This window comes from Pseudoalteromonas sp. APC 3893, from assembly GCF_030408095.1.
Lineage (GTDB): Bacteria > Pseudomonadota > Gammaproteobacteria > Enterobacterales > Alteromonadaceae > Pseudoalteromonas.
The window spans coordinates 157471-178807 of record NZ_JASDCD010000004.1 but is presented as its reverse complement, the minus strand read 5'-3'; the positions used below and the strand labels follow the sequence as shown (position 1 = coordinate 178807).

22 protein-coding genes are annotated in these 21337 nt (G+C 38.9%); 13 read left to right on the top strand and 9 right to left on the bottom strand.

Annotated features, from left to right (window positions below):
• Positions 1-5: 5 nt before the first annotated feature.
• Positions 6-731 (bottom strand): sortase-associated OmpA-like protein PdsO, encoded by a 726-nt coding sequence (gene pdsO / locus QMA12_RS08235; RefSeq protein ID WP_290209217.1) that lies wholly within the window; start codon positions 729-731, stop codon positions 6-8.
• Positions 732-985: 254 nt separating this feature from the next.
• Between pdsO and pdsR the strand changes: the two genes are divergently transcribed.
• From pdsR to QMA12_RS08215, 4 genes are all read left to right on the top strand, one after another.
• A complete protein-coding gene (gene pdsR, locus QMA12_RS08230) occupies positions 986-1675 on the top strand; it encodes a proteobacterial dedicated sortase system response regulator (protein ID WP_290209215.1) in 690 nt (229 codons plus the stop codon).
• On the top strand, positions 1675-3822 hold the full coding sequence (gene pdsS / locus QMA12_RS08225) for a proteobacterial dedicated sortase system histidine kinase (protein WP_290209214.1): 2148 nt from the start codon (positions 1675-1677) through the stop codon (positions 3820-3822). Before pdsR ends, pdsS begins: the two co-directional genes overlap by 1 nt.
• A gap of 106 nt (positions 3823-3928) precedes the next feature.
• Positions 3929-4087 (top strand): hypothetical protein, encoded by a 159-nt coding sequence (locus QMA12_RS08220; RefSeq protein WP_290209213.1) that lies wholly within the window; start codon positions 3929-3931, stop codon positions 4085-4087.
• A 50-nt stretch (positions 4088-4137) separates the two neighbouring features.
• Positions 4138-4371 (top strand): hypothetical protein, encoded by a 234-nt coding sequence (locus tag QMA12_RS08215; protein WP_087532810.1) that lies wholly within the window; start codon positions 4138-4140, stop codon positions 4369-4371.
• 20 nt (positions 4372-4391) lie between these two features.
• Here the strand turns inward: QMA12_RS08215 and QMA12_RS08210 are convergent, their stop codons facing one another.
• Genes QMA12_RS08210 through QMA12_RS08195 form a run of 4 tightly spaced genes read right to left on the bottom strand, consistent with a single transcriptional unit; the run spans position 4392 to position 8262 of the window.
• Positions 4392-4892 (bottom strand): DUF1543 domain-containing protein, encoded by a 501-nt coding sequence (locus QMA12_RS08210; RefSeq protein ID WP_087532809.1) that lies wholly within the window; start codon positions 4890-4892, stop codon positions 4392-4394.
• Positions 4893-4900: 8 nt separating this feature from the next.
• Positions 4901-6250, bottom strand: coding sequence for a sigma 54-interacting transcriptional regulator (locus tag QMA12_RS08205; RefSeq protein WP_290209210.1), 1350 nt, complete (start codon positions 6248-6250; stop codon positions 4901-4903).
• Positions 6251-6254: 4 nt separating this feature from the next.
• The gene (locus QMA12_RS08200) at positions 6255-6803 is read right to left on the bottom strand and encodes a hypothetical protein (protein WP_290209208.1); all 549 of its coding nucleotides are present in this window, start codon (positions 6801-6803) and stop codon (positions 6255-6257) included.
• Position 6804: 1 nt separating this feature from the next.
• Complete coding sequence (locus QMA12_RS08195; RefSeq protein ID WP_290209206.1) at positions 6805-8262, bottom strand: HAMP domain-containing sensor histidine kinase; 1458 nt, start codon at positions 8260-8262, stop codon at positions 6805-6807.
• 361 nt (positions 8263-8623) lie between these two features.
• Between QMA12_RS08195 and QMA12_RS08190 the strand changes: the two genes are divergently transcribed.
• The 4 genes from QMA12_RS08190 to QMA12_RS08175 all read left to right on the top strand — a co-directional run bounded on the left by QMA12_RS08190 (position 8624) and on the right by QMA12_RS08175 (position 9688).
• Entirely contained in the window at positions 8624-8851 is a 228-nt protein-coding gene (locus tag QMA12_RS08190) for an EF-hand domain-containing protein (RefSeq protein WP_290209204.1), read from the top strand.
• A gap of 10 nt (positions 8852-8861) precedes the next feature.
• The gene (locus tag QMA12_RS08185; RefSeq protein WP_290209203.1) at positions 8862-9089 is read left to right on the top strand and encodes a hypothetical protein; all 228 of its coding nucleotides are present in this window, start codon (positions 8862-8864) and stop codon (positions 9087-9089) included.
• Between the two features lie 121 nt (positions 9090-9210).
• A complete protein-coding gene (locus QMA12_RS08180) occupies positions 9211-9447 on the top strand; it encodes an EF-hand domain-containing protein (RefSeq protein ID WP_290209201.1) in 237 nt (78 codons plus the stop codon).
• Between the two features lie 31 nt (positions 9448-9478).
• Positions 9479-9688, top strand: coding sequence for an EF-hand domain-containing protein (locus QMA12_RS08175; RefSeq protein WP_290209200.1), 210 nt, complete (start codon positions 9479-9481; stop codon positions 9686-9688).
• 60 nt (positions 9689-9748) lie between these two features.
• On the opposite strand, the gene QMA12_RS08170 is transcribed toward QMA12_RS08175, so the two are convergent.
• A complete protein-coding gene (locus QMA12_RS08170; protein ID WP_290209198.1) occupies positions 9749-11380 on the bottom strand; it encodes a methyl-accepting chemotaxis protein in 1632 nt (543 codons plus the stop codon).
• Positions 11381-11527: 147 nt separating this feature from the next.
• On the opposite strand from QMA12_RS08170, the gene QMA12_RS08165 reads away from it, so the two are divergent.
• Entirely contained in the window at positions 11528-13177 is a 1650-nt protein-coding gene (locus QMA12_RS08165) for an amidohydrolase (RefSeq protein WP_290209196.1), read from the top strand.
• 3 nt (positions 13178-13180) lie between these two features.
• Here QMA12_RS08165 and QMA12_RS08160 read toward each other — a convergent pair whose 3' ends face one another.
• Entirely contained in the window at positions 13181-13450 is a 270-nt protein-coding gene (locus QMA12_RS08160; RefSeq protein ID WP_290209368.1) for a YgjV family protein, read from the bottom strand.
• 238 nt (positions 13451-13688) lie between these two features.
• On the opposite strand from QMA12_RS08160, the gene QMA12_RS08155 reads away from it, so the two are divergent.
• The 3 genes from QMA12_RS08155 to QMA12_RS08145 all read left to right on the top strand — a co-directional run bounded on the left by QMA12_RS08155 (position 13689) and on the right by QMA12_RS08145 (position 19008).
• Positions 13689-14345, top strand: a complete 657-nt coding sequence (locus QMA12_RS08155; protein WP_087532800.1) for a Crp/Fnr family transcriptional regulator — start codon at positions 13689-13691, stop codon at positions 14343-14345.
• 391 nt (positions 14346-14736) lie between these two features.
• The gene (locus QMA12_RS08150) at positions 14737-16704 is read left to right on the top strand and encodes a hypothetical protein (RefSeq protein ID WP_290209191.1); all 1968 of its coding nucleotides are present in this window, start codon (positions 14737-14739) and stop codon (positions 16702-16704) included.
• Positions 16705-16857: 153 nt separating this feature from the next.
• Positions 16858-19008, top strand: a complete 2151-nt coding sequence (locus QMA12_RS08145) for a YjbH domain-containing protein (protein ID WP_290209189.1) — start codon at positions 16858-16860, stop codon at positions 19006-19008.
• A 121-nt stretch (positions 19009-19129) separates the two neighbouring features.
• On the opposite strand, the gene QMA12_RS08140 is transcribed toward QMA12_RS08145, so the two are convergent.
• Entirely contained in the window at positions 19130-19696 is a 567-nt protein-coding gene (locus QMA12_RS08140; protein ID WP_087533541.1) for a phosphoribosyltransferase family protein, read from the bottom strand.
• 204 nt (positions 19697-19900) lie between these two features.
• Between QMA12_RS08140 and QMA12_RS08135 the strand changes: the two genes are divergently transcribed.
• Positions 19901-20587, top strand: coding sequence for a hypothetical protein (locus QMA12_RS08135; RefSeq protein WP_290209187.1), 687 nt, complete (start codon positions 19901-19903; stop codon positions 20585-20587).
• On the opposite strand, the gene QMA12_RS08130 is transcribed toward QMA12_RS08135, so the two are convergent.
• Complete coding sequence (locus QMA12_RS08130) at positions 20576-21292, bottom strand: SIMPL domain-containing protein (protein WP_290209186.1); 717 nt, start codon at positions 21290-21292, stop codon at positions 20576-20578. The genes QMA12_RS08135 and QMA12_RS08130 overlap by 12 nt on opposite strands.
• Positions 21293-21337 lie beyond the last annotated feature (45 nt).

Here is a 21337-nt window from a genome sequence, read left to right as displayed (position 1 = left end):
CTAAATTAATTACTCGCAGTTTGAGAGTGATTGCTTGGGCGAGTAGTTAAAGTTACGCGGCGATCAAATACGTTATCTTCATAACTATCGCTATCTGCAACTGTTTGTTGTTCACCAAAGGCGTTCGCCGTTAAGCGGGTATGACTAATGCCTTGTTTAATTAAATAGCTTTGCACAGCAGATACTCGCTGTTTTGACAAGGTTAAGTTAGCTAATTCATCACCCCGTTGATCAGCAAAACCATTTAAATCTAATTGCAATTCAGGTTGGCTTTGTAACAAGCTAACGAGTTGATCAAGCTGACTTGCAAAATGGGGGGCTATTTCACTTGATCCGGTTTTAAATTGAATGGTCATCGCCATTAGATTATTCATTTGCGCCAGCGCCAAACGTTCATTATTTTGCTCAAGATGATCAAGTTGTTCGCTTAACTGCGCATTCTGAGAAAGTACATGATGGTAATCATCCGTTTTATCTTGCATAACAACAAGCGCACGTTGTTGCTCTGCAATTTTATCTTCGGCAACTTCTTTGTCGCCAATTAAGCCACCAGCAAAAGCACCAACAAATGCACCAACTGGGCCGCCGACGATACCGCCTAAAATAGCCCCTGTGCTAAGGCCTATAAGTGTTTCTTGGTGAGTTTCTTTTTTCTCTTCATTGTTTGCATGAGCAAAGTTAGGCGCTGCGAATAAAGTTGCGATGGTGCATGCGATAATAAGTTTTTTCATGATTTATTCCTTTGTACTTAATTGTTTATTCATTTGTTCAGCAAACGTTGGTTGGCATCTGCTGTAATTGGGATGGTGTTATTAAAACAACTGCAAGTGGCAACAAAGGGGAGCAAAAAAGGCAAACTGCTGAGCAATTGTGGCAAAAAAATGGCAATTACCTTTTTGTCAGTACCCAAGGAAAAAAATTAGGTATAGTGCGTATAGAGAATTACAGGCTCGGTTGATTTAAACGGGCTTCGAAGGTGGGAAGAATGAAAAAAATAGCCATTATTGAAGATGAAACAGCCATTCGCGAAAACTACATGGAGATGCTCAGTGCACAGGGATATCAAGTTAGTGGCTTTTGCGATAGAGCAACAGCAGAGCATGCTTTTCAAGACGCACTACCTGATTTAGCCATTGTTGATATTGGCCTAGGCCATGAAATTGATGGTGGTTTTTTACTGTGTCAAACGTTGCGAACGCTGTCTAAAACATTACCGATTATTTTTTTAACCGCTCGTGATAGTGAAATAGACACCGTATGTGGCCTGCGTATGGGGGCTGATGACTACTTAACCAAAGATATCAGCATGGCACATTTAGCAGCCCGCATTGGCGCATTATTCAGACGTATGGAAGCGCTAGAACAACCCGCTGATGAAACCGCTTTAATAAACCGAGGTCCACTGACATTAGACACCAAACGTATGCAAGTATTTTGGCAGCAACAATTAGTTGATTTAACAGTGACAGAATTTTGGATGCTGCACTCTCTAGCACAACGACCAGGGCATGTTAAAAGTCGTAACGAATTGATGAGTGACGCCAAAATTTATGTAGATGACTCAACCATTACCTCCCATGTAAAACGCATTCGTAAGAAGTTTATTGCCCTAGATACTGGGTTTGACTGCATAGATACCGTATATGGTATGGGCTACCGCTGGGAGCAGGTGTAATGCTGCGTTTTGGCCTACGCAGTAAGTTTATATTGCTGTCGTGCTTTTTATTTTTACTGCCCTGGCTCGGTTATGAATATGTATGGGAGATGGAAAAATTTTTACGCCAAGGCCAAGAAAAAACACTCGTAGGCACCACACGCGCACTTGCAACTGCATTACATGAACGTCCCGCGCTGTTTGATTCACAAAGTAACTTTTTAGATCAAGTAGTTAAAGGCCGCGATCTGTATGCCTATAACCTCAGTAATCCGATCCAACTGGATGGTAAGCTATCCGATTGGCAGCCTTATCAAAATTTAATCTGGCATTATGATGAGCGATATTTACAAGGTGATAAAACCGATCATCAAAGCACTGATCTATCTTTTGATCATATGGTAGGTAAATATGGCGAGTTTTTATATGCGGTTTTTAAAGTAACAGATGAGTCACTCATTTATCGCGCTAAAAATAGCTTAAGTTTAACCCGAAACGATCACTTACAAATCATGTTAAAAACCCCCGAGGGTGAATTTAAACACTATATTGTCGCAGCTCGCCAAGATGGCTGGGTCAATGCATTTGATGCACAAACCAATAAACCATTCACTAAAATTCAGGGTTATTTTGCTAGTACTGCCACAGGCTACAATATCGAGCTACGCTTCCCGTTAAGCATGTTAGGTAATAAGCTGGGGTTTGCAATTGAGGATTGGGATACAAATAAGGTTGAACCGCAATTAATGTCAACCTCAAACATTCTTAACCCGAGCGATATAGGATCAGTGCTCGTCCCTTCACCTGAAATAAATCGTATTTTAAAAGGTATGGGCCACAGCGGCAGCCGCATTTGGGTGGTTGATAATCATCACCGCGTACTGGCGCAATCAGGCTCTATCCACCATGCGGATGGCGTCTGGGCTGACGGTATTACCGATAAACCGGCAGCAACTTGGTGGCAACGATTTGAAAAAAATTACTTACATCCACTGTATTACAAAGTGCTTACTCGTCCTGAAAACGAATTTTTGGATACTCTGCACGATGTTGCTGCTATGCAAGGCACTCATATAGCTAAAGCGCTCAGTGGTTCACCTGCATCATCATGGCGACTCACTCCTGATAACAAAGCCGTTATTTTATCTGCTGCCTACCCTATTTGGATCAAAGACAAAGTAATTGGCGCCGTGATTGCTGAAGAAACCACTAATGGCGTTCGGACTCTGCGCAATAAGTCTCTAGAGAAGCTGTTTAATGTCATTTTGGCGGTAATGTTAATCGGCACTGTAACTTTATTCTTTTTTGCATCTCGCATATCAAGCCGTATCAGGCGCCTACGTGATACCGCAGAGCAAGCAATTGATGCACAAGGGCGAGTTACAGGCACTATTAACTATTCAGATTCAAATGATGAAATTGGCGACCTATCGCGTAGTTTTGCCAATATTGTCAGTCGTCTTGGTGGCTACACTAATTACCTAGAAACCATGTCGTCCCGACTATCTCATGAATTAAGAACCCCTGTTGCTGTAGTGCGTAGCTCTTTGGAGAACCTACAAATGCAGCCACAATCTGAGCTCAGCCAAAAATACCTTGATCGGGCCAGTGAAGGGGTTGAGCGCTTAGGCAAAATAATTACCACCATGAGCGAAGCCACCCGTCTTGAGCAAAGTATTCAAAGTAATGAGCCTGAGTTATTTGATTTGCAAAAAGTAATTAGCGGTTGCATGCAAGGCTATCAACTCACTTATCCGCATCATGCTTTTAAACTCGATATTCATGATGCCCCAATGCCTATGCTTGGTGCGCCTGAGTTTATCGCGCAACTACTCGATAAACTTATCAATAATGCGCTGGAGTTTAACCTTGATGATCATGCTATCAGCATCACTTTACAAAAAGATGATAATAATGCTGTGCTGGCCGTTAAAAATAAGGGCCCGTTACTGCCAGAAGGGCTCGCTGAGCATATTTTTGACTCAATGGTATCAGTACGTAGCCAGCAACTGCAGCAGCAACCGCATTTAGGTTTGGGTTTATACATTGCCCGTTTAGTATGTGAATATCATAAAGGCAGTGTAACGGCACTCAATAATCAACAAAATGATGGCGTAGAATTTATTGTTCGATTGCCATTATCTAAAGACATAACTCAAAAGAGCTGATAGTTACACTTCTACACAATTTGCTCAATAAGTATTCACTTATAATTCAGCCTCAGCAGCATAAGCTGGCTAACATTAAACATGAGGGCTGAATTAGGAGGTTAGAATGCAAACTGTATTAAAACGCGAAGAAATTGATTTTATATTCGAACTCTACCGCCATGAGCAGCAAGAAGATGGTAGTTACACTGATAATGAAACCGATACTAAAAAGCTTGATTCAGCACAAGGTAGTGACATTTTCCAACCAAGTTATTTGACCTAAACGCGGTTTGCTCATTACAATGGCGCACCTTGAAAAAGCTATGCCAGACAATGAAAAGCCACTCAGCCAAAAAAGAACTTATTTTACTCCCTATTCTGCTTATTGTGATTGTACTTTGCGTTGCAGGGCACTTTTTATTACAAGCGAGTTTCGCTGACAGCAACCTCACTGAGTACTTGCTCGCAGCACTGCCTTTCGCCATGTTTGGCTTTGTTATTATTGCTTTTAAGATTGCTAGTAAGAGTGAAGATAAAGAACGCCAAGAGCAAAGCGACAACGATTAGCCGCTTACTTAAACCCCGGCTTATAAAATATGATAACCAAACCAATCAGGTTTGATTTTTTGAGATTGTCCACTTGGCGTCAGCTTAATATGTAATTGGCTATCAAGTAAATCAATAGCAAAGCAGTCATCCACATCATGCAAGTCATCTTTATGCAAATGACTTAAACCCGCTAACAAATGCTCTTTAGCCCGTTGTTTAGCTTGCTCAGCGTTATCTGCTACATACAAAGCAAAATCATGTTGTTCAGCTAGGCTATCAGCGCGATACGCACCTAAATTCACAAAAAACAGTTTTTCTTGCTGCGCAACAGGCTGTTCTACAACCTCAACTTGATAGCCATCAATGTGCTTTATTGCCATAAAGCTGTCCATATGCACACTGTTTTTATCACCAACCCATTGGCTTTTAAGTTTTGTATAGCACTGCTCTATTGATTCACCTACCACAAATCGCACATCGTGCATTTCTATATGGCAACCCTGAATTCTGCCACCCAAATACACCATAAATAACTGCATTCTTACCCCTACAAAATATTATCAACATCAATGTTGTGTTTCTTTATTAGCTTATAAAAATCAGAGCGATTTCGTTTTGCAAGCTTGGCTCCTTCTGCCACATTACCGCCCGCCATTTTTAACGTATTTATAACGTAATCACGTTCAAACTCTTTTTTAGCGTCGTTTAGAGAAAGCGGCTCGACATTGGTTTCATTACTGTTCAGCGCACTTTCAACCAGATGTACTGAAATCACTTCACTAGGTGAAAGAGCCACTACTTGCTCAACCACATTTTGCAATTGGCGAATATTACCCGGCCAATCGTAGCGGACTAATGCATGCATGGCGTCAGTAGCAAACCGCTTTTGTGTTTGCCCCATACGTTTTGCAATCATGGCACTAAAGTGTTGCGCTAGTAAGCTAATATCTTCACGGCGCTCTTTTAGCGCTGGTAGTTTAAGGTTCACAACATTTAAACGGTAGTATAAATCTTCCCTAAACTGCTGGTTTGTAATCGCATCAGGTAAATTTTTATGTGTTGCAGAAACAATTCGCACATCAATCGGTATTTCTTCTTGAAAACCCACTGGGCGGATAATTTTTTCTTGTAATACACGTAATAACTTAACTTGTAAGTTTAATGGCATATCACCTATTTCATCTAAAAATAACGTGCCTCCTTGCGCTTGTTGAAAAAGCCCTTGATGATCTTTTACAGCCCCTGTGAACGCACCTTTTTTATGACCAAACAGCTCTGATTCAAGTAACTCCCCTGGCACTGCGCCGCAGTTAATGGCTACAAATGGCCCTTCACTAACATGGCTATGTTGATGAATAGCATTAGCAAGTAGCTCTTTACCTGTCCCGCTAGCACCGGAAATAAGTACATTAACCTGCGTTGGACCTAGTAACTTTACTTGCTCAAGTAAATGCAGCATCGCGCCGCTACGAGTTACAATGGCGCTGCTTGAAGCTTGGTCTTCACCATTTAACCCATGAATTTCAATAGCTTTTGCAAGACTGTCAAATAACTCGTCTTTATCAACGGGCTTGGTAATAAATGCAAAAATACCTTGCTTCGTGGCCTCTACCGCATCGGGGATTGAGCCATGGGCTGTCATCATAATAACGGGTAAAGCAGGATAGCGGCTTTGCAGCTGACGATGAAGTGCCATACCATCCATTTCGTCCATGCGTAAGTCGGTAATAACGGCATCAAACACATGGCTTTTAAGTAATTGCAGCGCCGCCATACCACTTTCACAGGTTGTGACTTGATAACCTTTAGATTCAATACGAATAGACAGTAATTTAAGTAAGCTGGCATCATCATCAACTAATAGAACGCGGGCATTTTGAGGTGATTGAGTCGACATAATGTTACTGCTCCTTGGTTTCTTCGCGTAACAGCAGTTGCTGTTCAATTGCAGCTAATGACGATAAGGTTTCTTGCATTTTATCGCTCAACGCCTGTTGTTGTTTTTTCGCATTAATTTGCTGTTTAATTTGCTGCTTCTGCAACCACCAATATTGTTTAATATCATCGGGCCAATAATAAGCTTGATCAAGCTTTAATAGCTTAGTTAACACTTCTTCAGGGGCCAGGGTATTATTTTTACAGCTAAAATTAAAAAATTGCTGAATATCTTTCGCACCTACAAACTCCTTGTTATCTGTTGCAACATTAAAACCTCCACACGCTTTTGCATGCCAACCTATTAGAACATCAGCGGGCGGATAGAAAGGGTCCGTTTTTGGTCTCGGCTTTGGGTTTGGTAATGCATCGCTTGATTGCGTATGGGCCATAGCCTCAGGTTTAGGTTTAGTTTCAGTTACTTCTTGCTGTACAGTTTCATCTGTTAACTCACAGCCTGTCAGGCCAATACTGGTGATGCAAACCAATAAGATGGTCTTAAAGTGCACGCCCATGTTAGCTAACTCCTTTGGTTTTATTTATTGGTATTTGAATAATAAAACGACACCCGCTTGGTTCGTTATGCTCTACTTTTAAAGTGCCCAGTAATTGCTCTACTGATTCTTTGACAATGGTTAGGCCTAAACCACTCCCTTGAACCGTGGTATCTTTGGCGTTTTTTCCTTGGTAGAAAGCACTAAAAATTTGTACTTTGTCTTGCTCTTGAATACCACAACCTTGGTCGCTCACTACCATTACTAATTTACCTTCTGATTGAGATAATCCAATATTGACACAGCCACCACTATCGGAGAACTTTAAGCCATTGGAAATTAATTGTATCAATATCATTTCTATTAGCTCAGCAGCCACCGCAATGGGTTGAGCAGGTAAACTTGATTGCCAGCTCAATGTTTGTTCGCGTGCTAATAAGCGGTGCTCAAAATGGCTATTAATTTTATTAATTAGATGAGAAAACTCAATTTCATTGATACTGTCTTTGCTGGTACGAATTGCGTTATAGCTTAATAAGCTATCGATCATAGTGCGTAAACGCAGCATACTTTGTGTTATTAATTCAAGTACGGCTTGCTGTTCCTTGTTGATAGGCCCAACAATCTCGTCGCTTAGCAAATCAGTGCCTTCGACCATAGAGGCAAGTGGTGTTTTAAGTTCATGGGTTACATGACGTAAAAAAGTGTCTTTTTGCTGTTCAAGCATATGCAGTTGCGCTTGTACCCATTGTAATTTATTTCCTAACTCAACAAGCTCTGCTGAGCCTTGCACCGCAATTTTTTGCTGCCAATGCCCTTGCCCTAGTTTATCAATAACTGATGTCAGGCCTTTTAAGCGACCACTTATACGCCATAAAAAGCCGCCACTCACTAACAAGGTTAACGGTATAAGTGCCACTAACCAGTTAATAAATGAGTTTTGTAGTACCTTTAGTTGCTGTTGATTATCTGTTATTTTTTTTTCGTTTTGGTCGCGTAGCCATAATGTTTGCTGTGCGACAAGTTCGCTCACTGGTATGAATAATTGAGCATCTTGTAAGTTTTCAGTTACCAACTTTTGGTGAGCTGTGGTGAGTTCATCATACAATTTTTGCCATTGCTGCTTATAGTTTTCCCTTGCGCTTAAAAATATTAATTCATCGACACTTTGTAACGACGATTGCCACTTATCAATTATTAACTCATCTAATGAAGCACTTTTAAGCACCCAGTTTTGGCGGGTAGCACGTTCTAGGCTATTAAGATCTTGTTTCAGATTATTAAAGGATTTAGATATTTGGTAGTTATCACTCACTATTTGCTGGGTTACAGCAAGTTGCTTATTAAGTGCATTCAAAAATACGATAACAACTAACGATAAAGGAAGGAGCGAAAGTAACGTACTAAATAAAAATTGCCCTATCAAGTTTGGCCGCCACGCTAAAATTGCTTTATATTTTTGTGCAAACGAGGCTGGCATATTTACTCCTAAACTCTAATCTCATCATTATTAACTAGCCTACTTATACACTAGCTGAATCAATATACCCAAGCCATGACAACCTGTCAGTTGTATTTGACTTGACTATAGACATATTGAATAAAACCGATACAGCACTGCAGTATAAGCAATGCCGCTAGATTGAGACAAGCTAATATATTGTTTTTTCAATAAAAGTTCTACTTACCTTTACTCCTGTTGCAAAAAAGACACACAACTAAGTAGATTTTTCTTACCTATTTACAGTCAAACCAACTAAACCTCTGATTTTAATAGGTTATCAATTTTGGCACTGATCTTGTTATGTATTAATCAGAGATATTATTAATAAGGAAATCAAATGAAAGTAATTACATCACTAGGAATATATTTAAGTGCATTAATTAGCTGCAATGTATTTGCATTAGACGCACAGGCCACATTTGCAGAGCTAGATAAGGATAGCAATGGCACATTAAGCGAAAGTGAAGCCTCTGAAGACGCTGTGTTACATGAAAGCTTTGAGCAAATAGATAAAGACCAAAATGGTCAGATTTCGTTTGCCGAATTTAAGCAATTTCTTCAATAAGGAGAGTTTTATGAAACAATTACTTGCTGCTTTTTCGTTGCTTCTTTTGGCCAATAGTGCTTCGGTTTTAGCATCTCAATTAAACGTGAGATTTGCTCAACTTGATACTGACTCCGATGGTGTAATTTCATTACTTGAAGCTAAACAAAATGATGATTTATTTAAACAATTTAGTGATCTTGATGAAAACCAAGATGAAGTACTTTCTGAAAAAGAGTTTACTCAGTTCAAAATTTAAACCGCATTAAAGTATTTGCCATAATCCCGGAGGGAGTGTGTAAATGGATTTATTGTTGGGACTTAAATTATGGCAAATGCTTTACTCTTATTGCTTTACAGCTCAATTAAAGGAATTAATTATGAAAAACATAATGGTTTTTTGTAGCTTGCTAGTAGGGTTCAGCTTCAACGCTTTGGCACTTGACGTGAAGCAAAGGTTTGATCACTTAGATAAAAATAAGGATGGCTTTTTAACACATGCAGAGCTAGAACCTCAGCCACAACTACTTAACAGCTACTCTAATTGGGATAAAGATCGCGATAACCGAATTTCCTTACTTGAGTTTAAACAATTTTTAACTAACAACTTATATTAACCGTATGAATAAACTTAAATAGACTCTTTTAATGGCATTACTCACAACCAGTTGTGGCAGTTTTGCAACAAGTAACCGCATAGCCGAACAATTCAAAGCATTGGACAGAAATGATGATGGCTTATTAACTCGTTCAGAGTCAGCCAAAGACCCAGCCCTGTGGTCACGCTTTAAAAACTACGACTCAGATAAAGACAACCGACTTTCACTAGCTGAGTTTACTGTTTATCTTAATCAATGACCCTTTCATTCAAAACCAAGATAACCCACAAAGTAAAAAGCTCTGTGGGTTAATCTGTCTTTAACTTAATTTAAAGTATTCCACCTGCTCTAATACAGACTGACTTTGCTGTGCAGTTTTAGTACTTGTTTCTGCTGTTTGCTGAGATATCTCTGCGGTTTGCTCTGTCAAAGTATGAATAGTATGCATATTCTGACTAATATCAGCAGCCACCGCAGATTGCTCTTCTGCAGCAGTAGCAATTTGTTGTGTTTGATCATTTACTTGGTTAATCATCTCCATGATTTCTTTAAGCAAACTATTACTTTCATCCATTTTATCTTCGGCTTGTGCCGCAACACGTGTACTATCAGCCATCATAGTAACTGCATTTTGACTGGCTGAACGTAACTGTCCGAGCATAGTTTCGATTTCATTAACTGAGCTGTGAGAGCGCTGTGCTAAAGTTCGTACTTCATCGGCCACGACTGCAAATCCGCGCCCTTGCTCACCAGCTCTAGCCGCTTCGATGGCTGCATTTAAAGCAAGCAAATTAGTTTGCTCTGAAATATTACGTATTACATCCAAAATAGTTTCAATTTTGCTGGATTCACTTTGTAGTTTATCAACCACTTCTGACGTGTCATTTAAGGTGCCAAGTAAATGGCTTACCGCTTCTTTCGTTTGTTCTGATGCCTCTAAGCCACTGCTAGCAAGTTTCATCATGCCATCAGAAGCCGTTGCAGACTCAGCCGTATTAACCGCGATACTTTTACTTGTCACTGATAACTCCTCTATCGCTGTAACCGCTTGAGTTGTATGATCAGAAACTTCAGATGTAGCGCCTTGAATTTGCGTATTTGCAGTAAGTAACTCACTGCTGTGATTATTAACTTCTCCAACGCTATAATAAATGCTAATCAAAGTAGTATTTAAATGAGCAATCGTCGCATCAAGTGTTCGACTCAAATCAGCCACCTCATCTTCACCGGCAACCGCTGAGTACTGATCTAACTCACCGCGTTGCAAAGCGTGTGCGCTTTGACTTACGACGGTTAAACCTTGCACAACTTTTTGCGACAAAATATGACTAAATAAAATAGCTAAGCCGATAGCAATTACAATTGATAGGTAAAATATATTATTGGCAAAACGAATAGAGTCTTGCGCCGCCTGCTGTGACTGATGAACTTGTGCGGTGTTGGCTTGTTCAAAGCGTTCGAAAAACTCTGTCAAAGCTAAATGCGAATCAACAAATTCACGATAAATTGAGTATTCAGCTTTATTATCTGACGATGACTCCATTGCCTGTTTAAAGTTCAGAGCGGCAGCTTCATAACGCGTTGAATAGTTTTTTAACTTTATCAATAAGTTTGCATCACCAATGTATACCTGATTGATTTGCTCAATTAAAGGACCTGTCTTCACGATATTATTGTCTATATTACCCAGTAGTTCAGGTGCTTGCTCATTTAGCCCTAATAAATATACGACTTGTAAACCACGAATATCAGCTATAATGCCGTCTTGAGCTTCTTTAAGCTCAGCGCTAAGTTTACTGACCATAAAATTATGTTGATAAAATCTATCAAACCCATTTGCGATTTGATTATTTGCAACCTTAATAAATATCATTGCAATAATAAAAATAATGCAAATTATGGCAGATAACAAAATAAATTTACTGCGCATTGCCAGTTCGTTGAGTTTCATGCTAGTTCCGACTTATTCATTATTTTAACGTTAATTCATAAGCATAGCCGATAAGCATCAATATTATATAATAATTTATTAAATATTTTGCTGGTTGTTCATTCTCTGATAGTGTTTATAAATCACTCGTTAAAAAGATAATTAACAATGAAGCACTTACTTGCAATAGTACTTTTAACTCCTTTGTTTGCTTTCGCTGATACGACAGTAATTTATAACGCAAATGGCTATACTCCGACCTACAAAGGTAAATTAAAACAATTTAGTACGCTTGTAATAAAAGATGGAAAAGTTGTAAAAACAGGTAACGATGAACTAAAAAATAGCTTTCCTCGCGCCCCCGCGTTTGATGCACAGCAAAAAACATTACTGCCAGGTCTGATAGATGCACATGGCCATGTTATAGGTCTTGGGAAAAACTTATCACAACTCGATTTGCGCGGTAGTGACTCTATTAAAAGTATTCAGACTAAATTAGCAAGCTTTGCCAAAAATAAGCAGGGCTGGATTATCGGCCGCGGTTGGAATCAAGAATTATGGCCTAACAAGCAATTCCCGACGGCTGCTGATTTAGATCTAATCGTTAAAGACAAACCCGTTATACTGTCTCGCGTTGATGGGCACGCAATATGGGTTAATAGCAAAGCCATGGAGCTTGCAGGCATAACAGCTAAGACACTGACACCTGAAGGCGGCGAAATTATCAAAACAGCTACAGGCTCGCCAAATGGTATTTTTATCGATAAAGCAGAGAGCTTAATCAATGCGGTCATTCCCAAAAGCTCCGTGCAATCGACTAACCAAGCCCTGGACATGGCTGGGGAGCACCTTTTAAGCTTAGGTATTACCTCTACTCATGATGCAGGTATCGATAAGCAAACATGGCAGATCTATAAGCAACGAGCTGAGCAAGGTACGTTACCACTGCGTATTGTGGCTATGTTAAGTGCAGCGTCCCCAGAGCTTGAAACCATGCTTAAAGCTGGACGCTACAAAGACTTGCATGATTACATGTTAATTCGCAGTGTAAAAATATACGCTGATGGTGCCCTTGGTAGCCGAGGGGCAGCCCTACTTGCTGATTATGCCGATAGAAAAAACCATCAAGGTTTGATGCTAGAAGATCAGCAAAAGTTAGAGCAGCTTTTTACCCTTAGCTTTGAAAATGGCTTTAGCGCAAATACCCATGCGATTGGCGACAAGGCGAATCAAATTGTGTTAAATGCCTACGAAAATGTATTTAAAAAAACCGGCGGTATTTTATTACGAAACCGAATTGAGCACGCGCAAATAGTGGACCCAACTGATATCCCACGCTTTAAAACGCTAAAGATTATCCCTTCAATGCAACCTGTGCATGCCACCTCAGATATGCATATGGCAGAGCAACGACTAACTGACTCACAACTGGCTGGCGCCTATGCGTGGCGAACCTTCTTAGAGCAAGGCTCTGTAGTCGCCGCTGGCTCTGACTACCCTGTTGAATTAGCAAACCCGTTTGATGGGCTATATTCCGCCATAACTAGAATGGATCATAATCAATTACCTAAAAATGGCTGGCGTGCAGACGAAGCACTAACACGTGAAGAAGCACTTAATGCTTTTACATTAGGTGCTGCATACGCTGCGCATCAAGAATTTAAATTAGGAAGCTTAGAGCAAGGAAAGTGGGCTGATTTTATTTTAATCAATAAAGATTATTTTAAAGTACCGATTGAAGATATATTTAAAATTGAAGTAGAGCAAACATGGATTGCCGGCGAGCTGAAATACAAAAAAACCGATTCAGCAGAATAAAAACTACTCTGCTGGTTTTGACTTTTGCTGACTCAACTTAACTAAATGGTAAATATTAACAAAAGTAAGTACACCATTTGTAATTGCCACAGGCCAAGCTGAAATCACAATACCGTAAAAAGTAAATGCAACACAGCCCGCTAAATTAAACCAGCGTAGCTTTACAACATCACTCATAGTAAGAGAGGCAACAAGCAAAGCCGAGGCAATATAACCTAAATATTCCCAACTCATTTGTTCTCTCCAATACTTTAGGTTAGCATTATAGGTAATGCTATTTTACACTCTATGAAACAGTGTAATCGCGGTATAAAAAAGCTAACTTACTCAAAACCCAAAGTAACCTCAAAAGGCTTACTTTAATAATCATTACACGGGATATAAAGGTATCAAACCTATTTTGGTCATAATGACTCAAAACAGGTTAGTAAGTTAGCGTAAATTCTTAGAGTCTTAATGCTACCGTCATTAAGGTGTAATAAATAGGACAATTGTCCGAAGAGCATACTTGATGTTTCAATATCATTTTTCTAGTTATTTGGTTGATCAACTTTTAACATTTGCAGGTAGTCGCTATCAGCAATCAAAAAAAGAAGTACTGATCCATCAAGATCAACCTCTGAGCAAATTAGTTTTGGTCAGAAGCGGGACTATATCGTTTAGCTATGATGTGGGTAATGGTCGGCGCCTATTATTAGGCCAACTAGATTGTAACAATACTTTGATTGGTGAAATTGAAGCACTTAATAATAATCCATGTATCTATACGGTTACGTGCTTTAGTGATGTTAGTTACAACTTAATTGAGCTTAAACACTGGCGTGCATTGTTGCTCGACAAACCAGAGTTAAGCTTATATACAGCACAAACTATTGCCGCAAAATTTCAAGAAAATCAAAAAATAAACCTTGATAAACTACTGCTTCCGCTAGGCTACAACATTGCAAAAGACTGTTTATTACGCGCAGAAAACAATAACCCAACTCTACTTAGAGCATACCCAACAGTAAATGCAGAGGCAGAGCGATTTGCCACAACTGAGCGAGCATATCGACGAGTTGTTTCAGAGCTGGTTGAAAAAGGATTAGTTGAAAGAGCAAACGGCGGTTTAAAGGTAGTAGACCTAGACAAACTAAGTGATTACGTAGAGAGTTTTTCACAAATTTGAGAAAGCTAACTCTTCTTTTATCAAAAAAGGAACGCTTTTTAGCTTTTCTTTATTAGCTCTACATAGTTTTGCAACATTTATATATCAAAATGACGATGTTAAGTTTTACATGGTATGCGATTTACATTAGCATATACTTATACGGCGCTAAGCAATCAATAGCATTTCTATTGTAGAGCTCAAATTTAAAGTAGCGCCGGTTACAATTTTTTTATTTATTTAATGAAAGTATATATAATGTTCACTTGACGTATATATAATGTGCGCTTATCCTTCATTAACTAATTATGTATCATAGCAAGAGTACCATTTTCCGGAACTTTGAGTGATACATTTAGAACTGCAATTAAGTCTGTTTACTTTAAAGAGAAAGGAAAGAAAGGTAACGATTATGGGAAATAATAAATTCAAGCTAACCAAGCTAGCGCTAGCTCTTGGCCTAACAGCGAGCTTAACAGCTTGTTTCAGTGACAACGATAACGATGATTATGTTGAACCAGAAATACCTACACCAACACAAGATGTGGCATTACCTCCCACTGACCAAGTTGTTGCACAACAACCAGGTTCATTAACTGTTGTTGTTAGGGATATCAAAGGTGAGCCAGTCGGTACTGAGGAAGCACCTGTAACTATTACACTTAAAGGTAGTAGTTCTGATGTTTTACTTGGCCTGGATGGTGAAGCATTACCAGAATCTCTAACAATCTCTAATGGCTCAGGCTTGTTTGCCGCAGCTGTCACTGATATTTCTTCAGAGCTAACTTACAAAGTTAATGTTAAAGCGCCTGGCTATTTTACAAACAACACTGTAATCGTTGTAAATAATGAAGAATCTAATGTCAATGCAACTGTTAAACTTACTCCTCGTAATTTAAATTTAGATGATGTTGATATTGCTGTTGTTTCTGCTGAAGAAGAGCTTTCAAGCCTTGCAGCGGATGGAGTGACTGTAGATTACACGGATGGTACAATTCAAACATCCGACAACATGCCTCTTACATTTACACGTTCTGTAGATAAAGAAGAAGCGAATACTGATGCTGGTGGTGTTAAAGTTTCTATTCCTAGCGGTTCTCAAATGCGAGACGCAAATAACGAACCTCTTACTTCAGCTCCTAAACTAGCTGTTAGCTTCTTTAGTAATGAAGCTACAACAACAGCAACTACAGGAACTTCTGGTGTTGATTCTACTCTTGATTATTTCCCTGGCGGCTTAAACCTAGCTGTTCCGGTAGATGGTGATACAACTCAAGGTGCTTTCACAACAGGCGGTTTTGTTGCAATTGAATTAACTGATGAAGATGGCAACAAAGTTAAAAACTTCGGCGATGGCAATAACATTGAAGTAACAATGCAAGTTGATAAAAACACTAATAATGTTTGTCCAATGGTTTATTCAGGCAGTTTAGAGGATGTTGAGGCATTTGCCACTGCAAGTGCTAATGCTACAAATGGTGCATACTTTAAAGACGGCGCCTGTGTTGCTTCTTCTACTACTAAATATTCAACTATTCAAATAGACGAAAATCATATAATTCCAGTTTGGAGCTATGATGAAGATTTAGATGAGTGGACATTTGAAAGTTACGGTGTTACTAAAGAAAATGCCGACAACCCTAAAGTTTGGGATGTTGTTGTAAATGTTGATCACTTATCATACTGGAATTTGGATTATTTTAACTGGCGTGAGCCTAATTTCGGCCAATGTGCTAATAACAAAGCTACTTTTGATATTAAATTCAATGACGGCTCATCTAATACGATTCCATTCGATTTATTAGTTGAATCACAAGCTGGTGGCTACCGTGTATTGAAATCTGGCTATGAGTTTTCATTTTACGATACAAATACCATATATAACCCGCCTGCATTTGCTGTAAATATGCAATTCTTAAATGATGGTGAAAATATTATTGATGGTATTGAAGGCGATGCAAATAACCCTGTAGATGCTACAACATCAACTTTAAAAATTGATGATATTTGTGCTCTTGAAGGTAAAACGATTGTTTTAAACACGGCTCCTATTTTACCTGTAGCTCAGCCAGTTAAAACTAGCTTAGTATGTAATAACGAAGAACCTGACGTGGTGTTGCCTGCACCTACAGCAACCTCTTCTATCGTTTATTTTTACCAATCTGGTGCTTACAAAGGCTATGCATATACTGATTCAAGCGGTAACGCTTCTAAGAACTTATTACCTGGTGATTACACAGCCAGCGCTTATAACTTCACTACTGGTCAATATAGCAATTTAGATTTCACGGCCTCAGCTTCTGAGACTGTAAATATTGAGTTCCCAGTTACCTGTGAGGTTGTAGAACAACCAATCACAGGCTCTGGTTCTGGTTCTTAATACAAAGTCTAATTAAATAAAAACCGCGCTTAGTCGCGGTTTTTTATTGCCATAATTTACATTCTACTTTCGGTTCTAAAAGTTTATTGCTACATTATGGGCACTGTGCTTTATGGATTTAAAGCTATACATTTAAACTACTTGGTTGATAACGTGATAAACAATAAAACAGCTTTCGCAACGGTTTGCGTACTTTCTACAACTTCATTATCTGCGACAGAACAAAGCATTACTCATGAAGTAGCTTACAATGGATTTACAGGTCTATTTAACACCCCATCTGCTGAGGTTTTAAAAGCTGGTGAAGCTAATATTGGCTATACCAACCAACTAGAGAATAAAGGCAGCTACGCTGATGGTCATAATTTCACTTTCTCAGCTGGTTTACTTGAAAATTTAGAAGTTGCGGGCAGAATTACTGCTTCGAGTATGAATGACAATTTATTTAGCTATGAAAATAAAGGCCAAATTAGGGATCTTTCCTTTAATGCTAAATATCAATTACCTTATATCCCTGAAGACTGGTTTAGCATTGCCCTAGGTGCTAAAGATATTGGCGGGGCAGCAAACAATTATGAGGCCTACTACCTTGTTGCATCTAAAGAATGGTGGGATTTTCGTTTCAGTGCTGGAGTTAGTCACTCAGATACACTAACAGGGCAGCTAGACGGGGCGTTTGCAGGTATTGAATATCAGCCTTTGTCTTGGCTAAGTATTTTAGCTGAGCATGATGCTGAAGCATTTAATATGGGCGCCAGAATAACGATTCCTAAAAAATACCTTTACAATTTTGCTTCAATATCAATAAATAGCCGATTATATTCAAATACAGACCTTTCTGAAAAAGATAATTATTGGGGAGTTAATGTAAATATTCCACTAAGCGATGAAGCGCAAGCAAACTATACTAAACTAAAACCTGCGCCAAGACCCGTTCAAGATATAGCAGCAACCTCGACAAACATTAAAAGTAAAGCAACGGTAACAACACTACCTTCTAATATAAATGCATCGCCAGCACAGCAAACACCCTCGGCAAATCAAATTAGCAATGCGAAGAATGTCACAAAATCGATTTCTTACGGGAATAATAAGAACTATCAGCTTGATAGCCTTCAGAATAGCTTAATAAATGATGGTTTCGAAAATATTCGTGTCGGTATCAGCGAGGCAAATAACATTATTGTTGAATTCGAAAACTCTGTATTTAACCGCAATGAAATAGATGCCATTGGTTTGGTTATTGGTCGAATTACTGAGCATTTCACCGAACAAGACAATGAGTTTATTGTTCGTTTATCTAAACTCGATACTGCACTGCTTCAAGTCAAGGGTAAAATAGATAATTACCAACGCTTTTTAGAAGAAAATATTACCCCTGATTTGCAAATAAGTAACCAGTTCTCTAATAAAGAAGAAACAAACATCATATGGGCTGAATCAACAGAAAACTCCAGTCCATACCTAGTACCTAGAGTAACATTTTCCCCTTCTTATGCAGCACACTATGCCACAGAGCTTGGCGTTTGGGACTATTCACTCGCAGTACAAGCTGATTTAAACATACCTATTTGGAAAGGTGCAGGGATCAACTTAACTGGACAAGTACATGTTACTGATAGTGATGATTTTGAGAAAGGAGAAGCTTTTAGCTCTCGTAGGAAGGAAACGGGGCTAACTAGAGCGGTAGCTTATCAAACTTTTGCTCTACCTTACGGCTTCTATAATCAAACTCAGTTCGGACTATTTCAGGATTACTTCGACTACATAGGTTTAACGAATGAAACTGCTTGGCTAAGCCCGGCAGGCCGCCATAAGCTTAAAGCCAAGTTCGCTGTTCTAGAATATAAAGATTATGATACACGTAAGCGCGACTATGCACTTGCTAGTTACCGTTATTTATGGGCAGAACAAGATCTTTCATTCCATATCACTGGTGGCCGATTCTGGAATGATGATAATGGTTATAAACTTGAGGCTAAATTTTGGTTTGGTGATGCAAACCTATCACTAATTTACAGTAACACCGACGTTCAGAAAGTGGGGCTTGCTTTTAGTGTTCCACTATCTCCTCGCAAAGATATGACTGCCGGTGACTGGCAAATAAAAGGTGATAATAGCTGGAGTCAAACTGTAAGCACTGTAGTTGGTAATGATGTAAACCTGATTAACACTACAAGTGCAACAACACCGACTTCTTCTATTGACCTTGATAAGACTTTCTTAAACCAAGATCGTATGTCTAGTAGCTATGTTTATGCTCATCTTGCACGCTTAAAAGAAGCGTTTGAAACGTATAAGTAATAATGAGTAAGTTTGCTAACTCATAAGTAATAAAAAAGGCCTTAACAGGCCTTTTTTATTACTAACTCGAAGTTTAATCTAGCTCACGATAGAACTAGCTTAATTTGTAAATGTATTAGAATTACTTATCGAGCAATATGTCATGGATCTTTGCAAGATCAGTCTTACCTTCGATGATCTCATCAGGCGTTAGCCCTGAAAGCTCATGTGGGAATACTAACCACTCATCTGATTCATGAATGTAGTAATCAGGTTTCATATCAACCTTGGTATTCTTAGGCTTATAGTATGGGCATGCAACACGAATATCTTTAGGTAAGTTTAAACGCATAAGCTCAGAAAGCTTTTCTTTCAGAGCGAAAATACTACGGCCTGAATCAAAAACATCATCAACAATCAGTAAAGAATCACCCGCATTAGCTTTTTCAATAATGTAATGTAAGCCATGAACTTTGATTTCTTTTGACTGTTGATTAATACCGTAATACGAAGAAGTACGCACTGCAATATGATCCGTTTCTATACCTTTGTAGTCATAGTATTCTTGCACTGCAATACCAATTGGAGCACCACCACGCCAAATACCAATTATAAAGTCAGGACGGAAACCGTCTTGGTAAACTTGTGCTGCAACGCGAAAAGAATCTTCAAGTAATTGTTGCGCCGTGATGTAAGTCTTATCAGACATAATAGAAACCCCAGTGTAAGTAGTTCAATCAAGTGTAGTCTAAGCAAGACTAAGTTAACCACCTGAAAAGCTGTGGGGCGAGATTTTATACTAATTTGAGCGCAAAATCTTGCTTCAGAATAATTTAATCACTATTAGCAGGCTTGGCTTGACCCGTAAGTGATTTAAGTTAGGATAGATTAAAAAGGTTATGAGGGAATCACAATGGATGAATGTATAAATCAACTCACTCAGCAATTACAGCAACATCAATTACAGTCCATTGTTGATGACTTTCCTAAATTATCTGCGCAGCAGCAAAGCATGCAGTTACTTCTCTTATATCAAAGTGCACAAAGGATGGATGTAAAATACAGCTACTTACAAAATGTTGCGACCCGTATTTTAACTCATCACCCTCTCCCCAAACTTTTGATAAATCAATTCAAAGAGACAGATCAACTAAGCTTTTTTACTCCAGGGCTTAAATTCAATAAGGGTTTTGCCCTACAAAATGATACAAAAAATAATGTCATACACAGTTTATTTAGCCGCTGCGATGGTGAAAAACTGCCATTTAATTATGTGCGCTCGCTCATGTTATTTGAAAGTAACGAGACTCTATTATTGGCATTAACGCAGTATAATAATCAAGCACTGACACCGGTGGCTAGTTATATAACCTGTAACCTTAGCCAAACTAGTTTGCCTAAACATGAGTTTTCAGCGCTGCTCGCTTTAATGGAAGTAGAGTTAACACAAAATAAAGAGGTCAACACCACTGCTTTTTTAAAAGCCTTAGTCGCGCTAAAAAACACACTTCATAACACTCTCAATGAATACACTATTTTACTGGCAAGTGCTTATTTACGTTGTAAAACACATCAGCTTGAAAGCTATTTAGTCCGATAAATAGTATTCAATGGTGGTTACCACACGTACTTTTTTTAGTTGTGGTGTGTTTGAATCTCTATTTGAAATACTAAACTGACCCTGTCGAGCTGATTTAATTTTGCCTAATTTAGATTGTGAATCTTTTGCAAACTTAATTGCTACTTCCCGTGCCTTTTCAGTGGCTTCTTGCACCATTACAGGCTTAACATCATTGAGCCCAGTAAATAAGTATTCAATACGAGTCTCGTAGCTATCTTGAACTATCGCGATGCCTTGTTTAGCTAATTTCCCGACATGTGCAAGCGCATTTTGTACTTTACTAGGCTGTGATGAGTATACGGTTATATTAGCACGGGCAATATAACGAAACTGCTGATTATCACTGGAGTATTCACGAGCTTGTTTATCAACAATCGATTGTGCACCGCGACTTATTTCATCGTCATCAAAACCATGTAACTTTAGAAATGCAGTAACAGCATTATTTTTTCGCTCAATACGCTCAACCAACTTTTCAAGGTTATTGTCTGCATCACTAAATTGCAGCGGCCAAATGACAGTATCTGCAGGCACTTCCATTTCAGCAAGCCCCTTCACTTCAACTGTCCGCTCCATGCTTTTCACATCAAGCGCAGCACTTTTAAGGATCAAACCTAACCCGAGTAGGCCAATCGATATGGCTATCGCAGCGATTACGATATGGGAAGCTTTTGTGTTGATCATGTTTATTCCTTGATATAGATCTACTTAAGTACTCGAAAACTAGTA

Excerpts from the sequence above, each read along its gene's own strand:
- QMA12_RS08200 (WP_290209208.1), bottom strand. The coding sequence starts at position 6,803 with ATGGGCGTGCACTTTAAGACCATCTTATTGGTTTGCATCACCAGTATT.
- QMA12_RS08185 (WP_290209203.1), top strand. The coding sequence starts at position 8,862 with ATGAAACAATTACTTGCTGCTTTTTCGTTGCTTCTTTTGGCCAATAGT.
- QMA12_RS08205 (WP_290209210.1), bottom strand. The coding sequence starts at position 6,250 with ATGTCGACTCAATCACCTCAAAATGCCCGCGTTCTATTAGTTGATGAT.
- QMA12_RS08135 (WP_290209187.1), top strand. The coding sequence starts at position 19,901 with ATGGATGAATGTATAAATCAACTCACTCAGCAATTACAGCAACATCAA.
- QMA12_RS08140 (WP_087533541.1), bottom strand. The coding sequence starts at position 19,696 with ATGTCTGATAAGACTTACATCACGGCGCAACAATTACTTGAAGATTCT.
- QMA12_RS08195 (WP_290209206.1), bottom strand. The coding sequence starts at position 8,262 with ATGCCAGCCTCGTTTGCACAAAAATATAAAGCAATTTTAGCGTGGCGG.
- QMA12_RS08130 (WP_290209186.1), bottom strand. The coding sequence starts at position 21,292 with ATGATCAACACAAAAGCTTCCCATATCGTAATCGCTGCGATAGCCATA.
- QMA12_RS08180 (WP_290209201.1), top strand. The coding sequence starts at position 9,211 with ATGAAAAACATAATGGTTTTTTGTAGCTTGCTAGTAGGGTTCAGCTTC.
- QMA12_RS08155 (WP_087532800.1), top strand. The coding sequence starts at position 13,689 with ATGTTTCAATATCATTTTTCTAGTTATTTGGTTGATCAACTTTTAACA.
- QMA12_RS08190 (WP_290209204.1), top strand. The coding sequence starts at position 8,624 with ATGAAAGTAATTACATCACTAGGAATATATTTAAGTGCATTAATTAGC.
- QMA12_RS08165 (WP_290209196.1), top strand. The coding sequence starts at position 11,528 with ATGAAGCACTTACTTGCAATAGTACTTTTAACTCCTTTGTTTGCTTTC.
- QMA12_RS08220 (WP_290209213.1), top strand. The coding sequence starts at position 3,929 with ATGCAAACTGTATTAAAACGCGAAGAAATTGATTTTATATTCGAACTC.
- pdsS (WP_290209214.1), top strand. The coding sequence starts at position 1,675 with ATGCTGCGTTTTGGCCTACGCAGTAAGTTTATATTGCTGTCGTGCTTT.
- QMA12_RS08150 (WP_290209191.1), top strand. The coding sequence starts at position 14,737 with ATGGGAAATAATAAATTCAAGCTAACCAAGCTAGCGCTAGCTCTTGGC.
- QMA12_RS08175 (WP_290209200.1), top strand. The coding sequence starts at position 9,479 with ATGGCATTACTCACAACCAGTTGTGGCAGTTTTGCAACAAGTAACCGC.
- QMA12_RS08210 (WP_087532809.1), bottom strand. The coding sequence starts at position 4,892 with ATGCAGTTATTTATGGTGTATTTGGGTGGCAGAATTCAGGGTTGCCAT.
- QMA12_RS08215 (WP_087532810.1), top strand. The coding sequence starts at position 4,138 with ATGAAAAGCCACTCAGCCAAAAAAGAACTTATTTTACTCCCTATTCTG.
- pdsO (WP_290209217.1), bottom strand. The coding sequence starts at position 731 with ATGAAAAAACTTATTATCGCATGCACCATCGCAACTTTATTCGCAGCG.
- QMA12_RS08170 (WP_290209198.1), bottom strand. The coding sequence starts at position 11,380 with ATGAAACTCAACGAACTGGCAATGCGCAGTAAATTTATTTTGTTATCT.
- pdsR (WP_290209215.1), top strand. The coding sequence starts at position 986 with ATGAAAAAAATAGCCATTATTGAAGATGAAACAGCCATTCGCGAAAAC.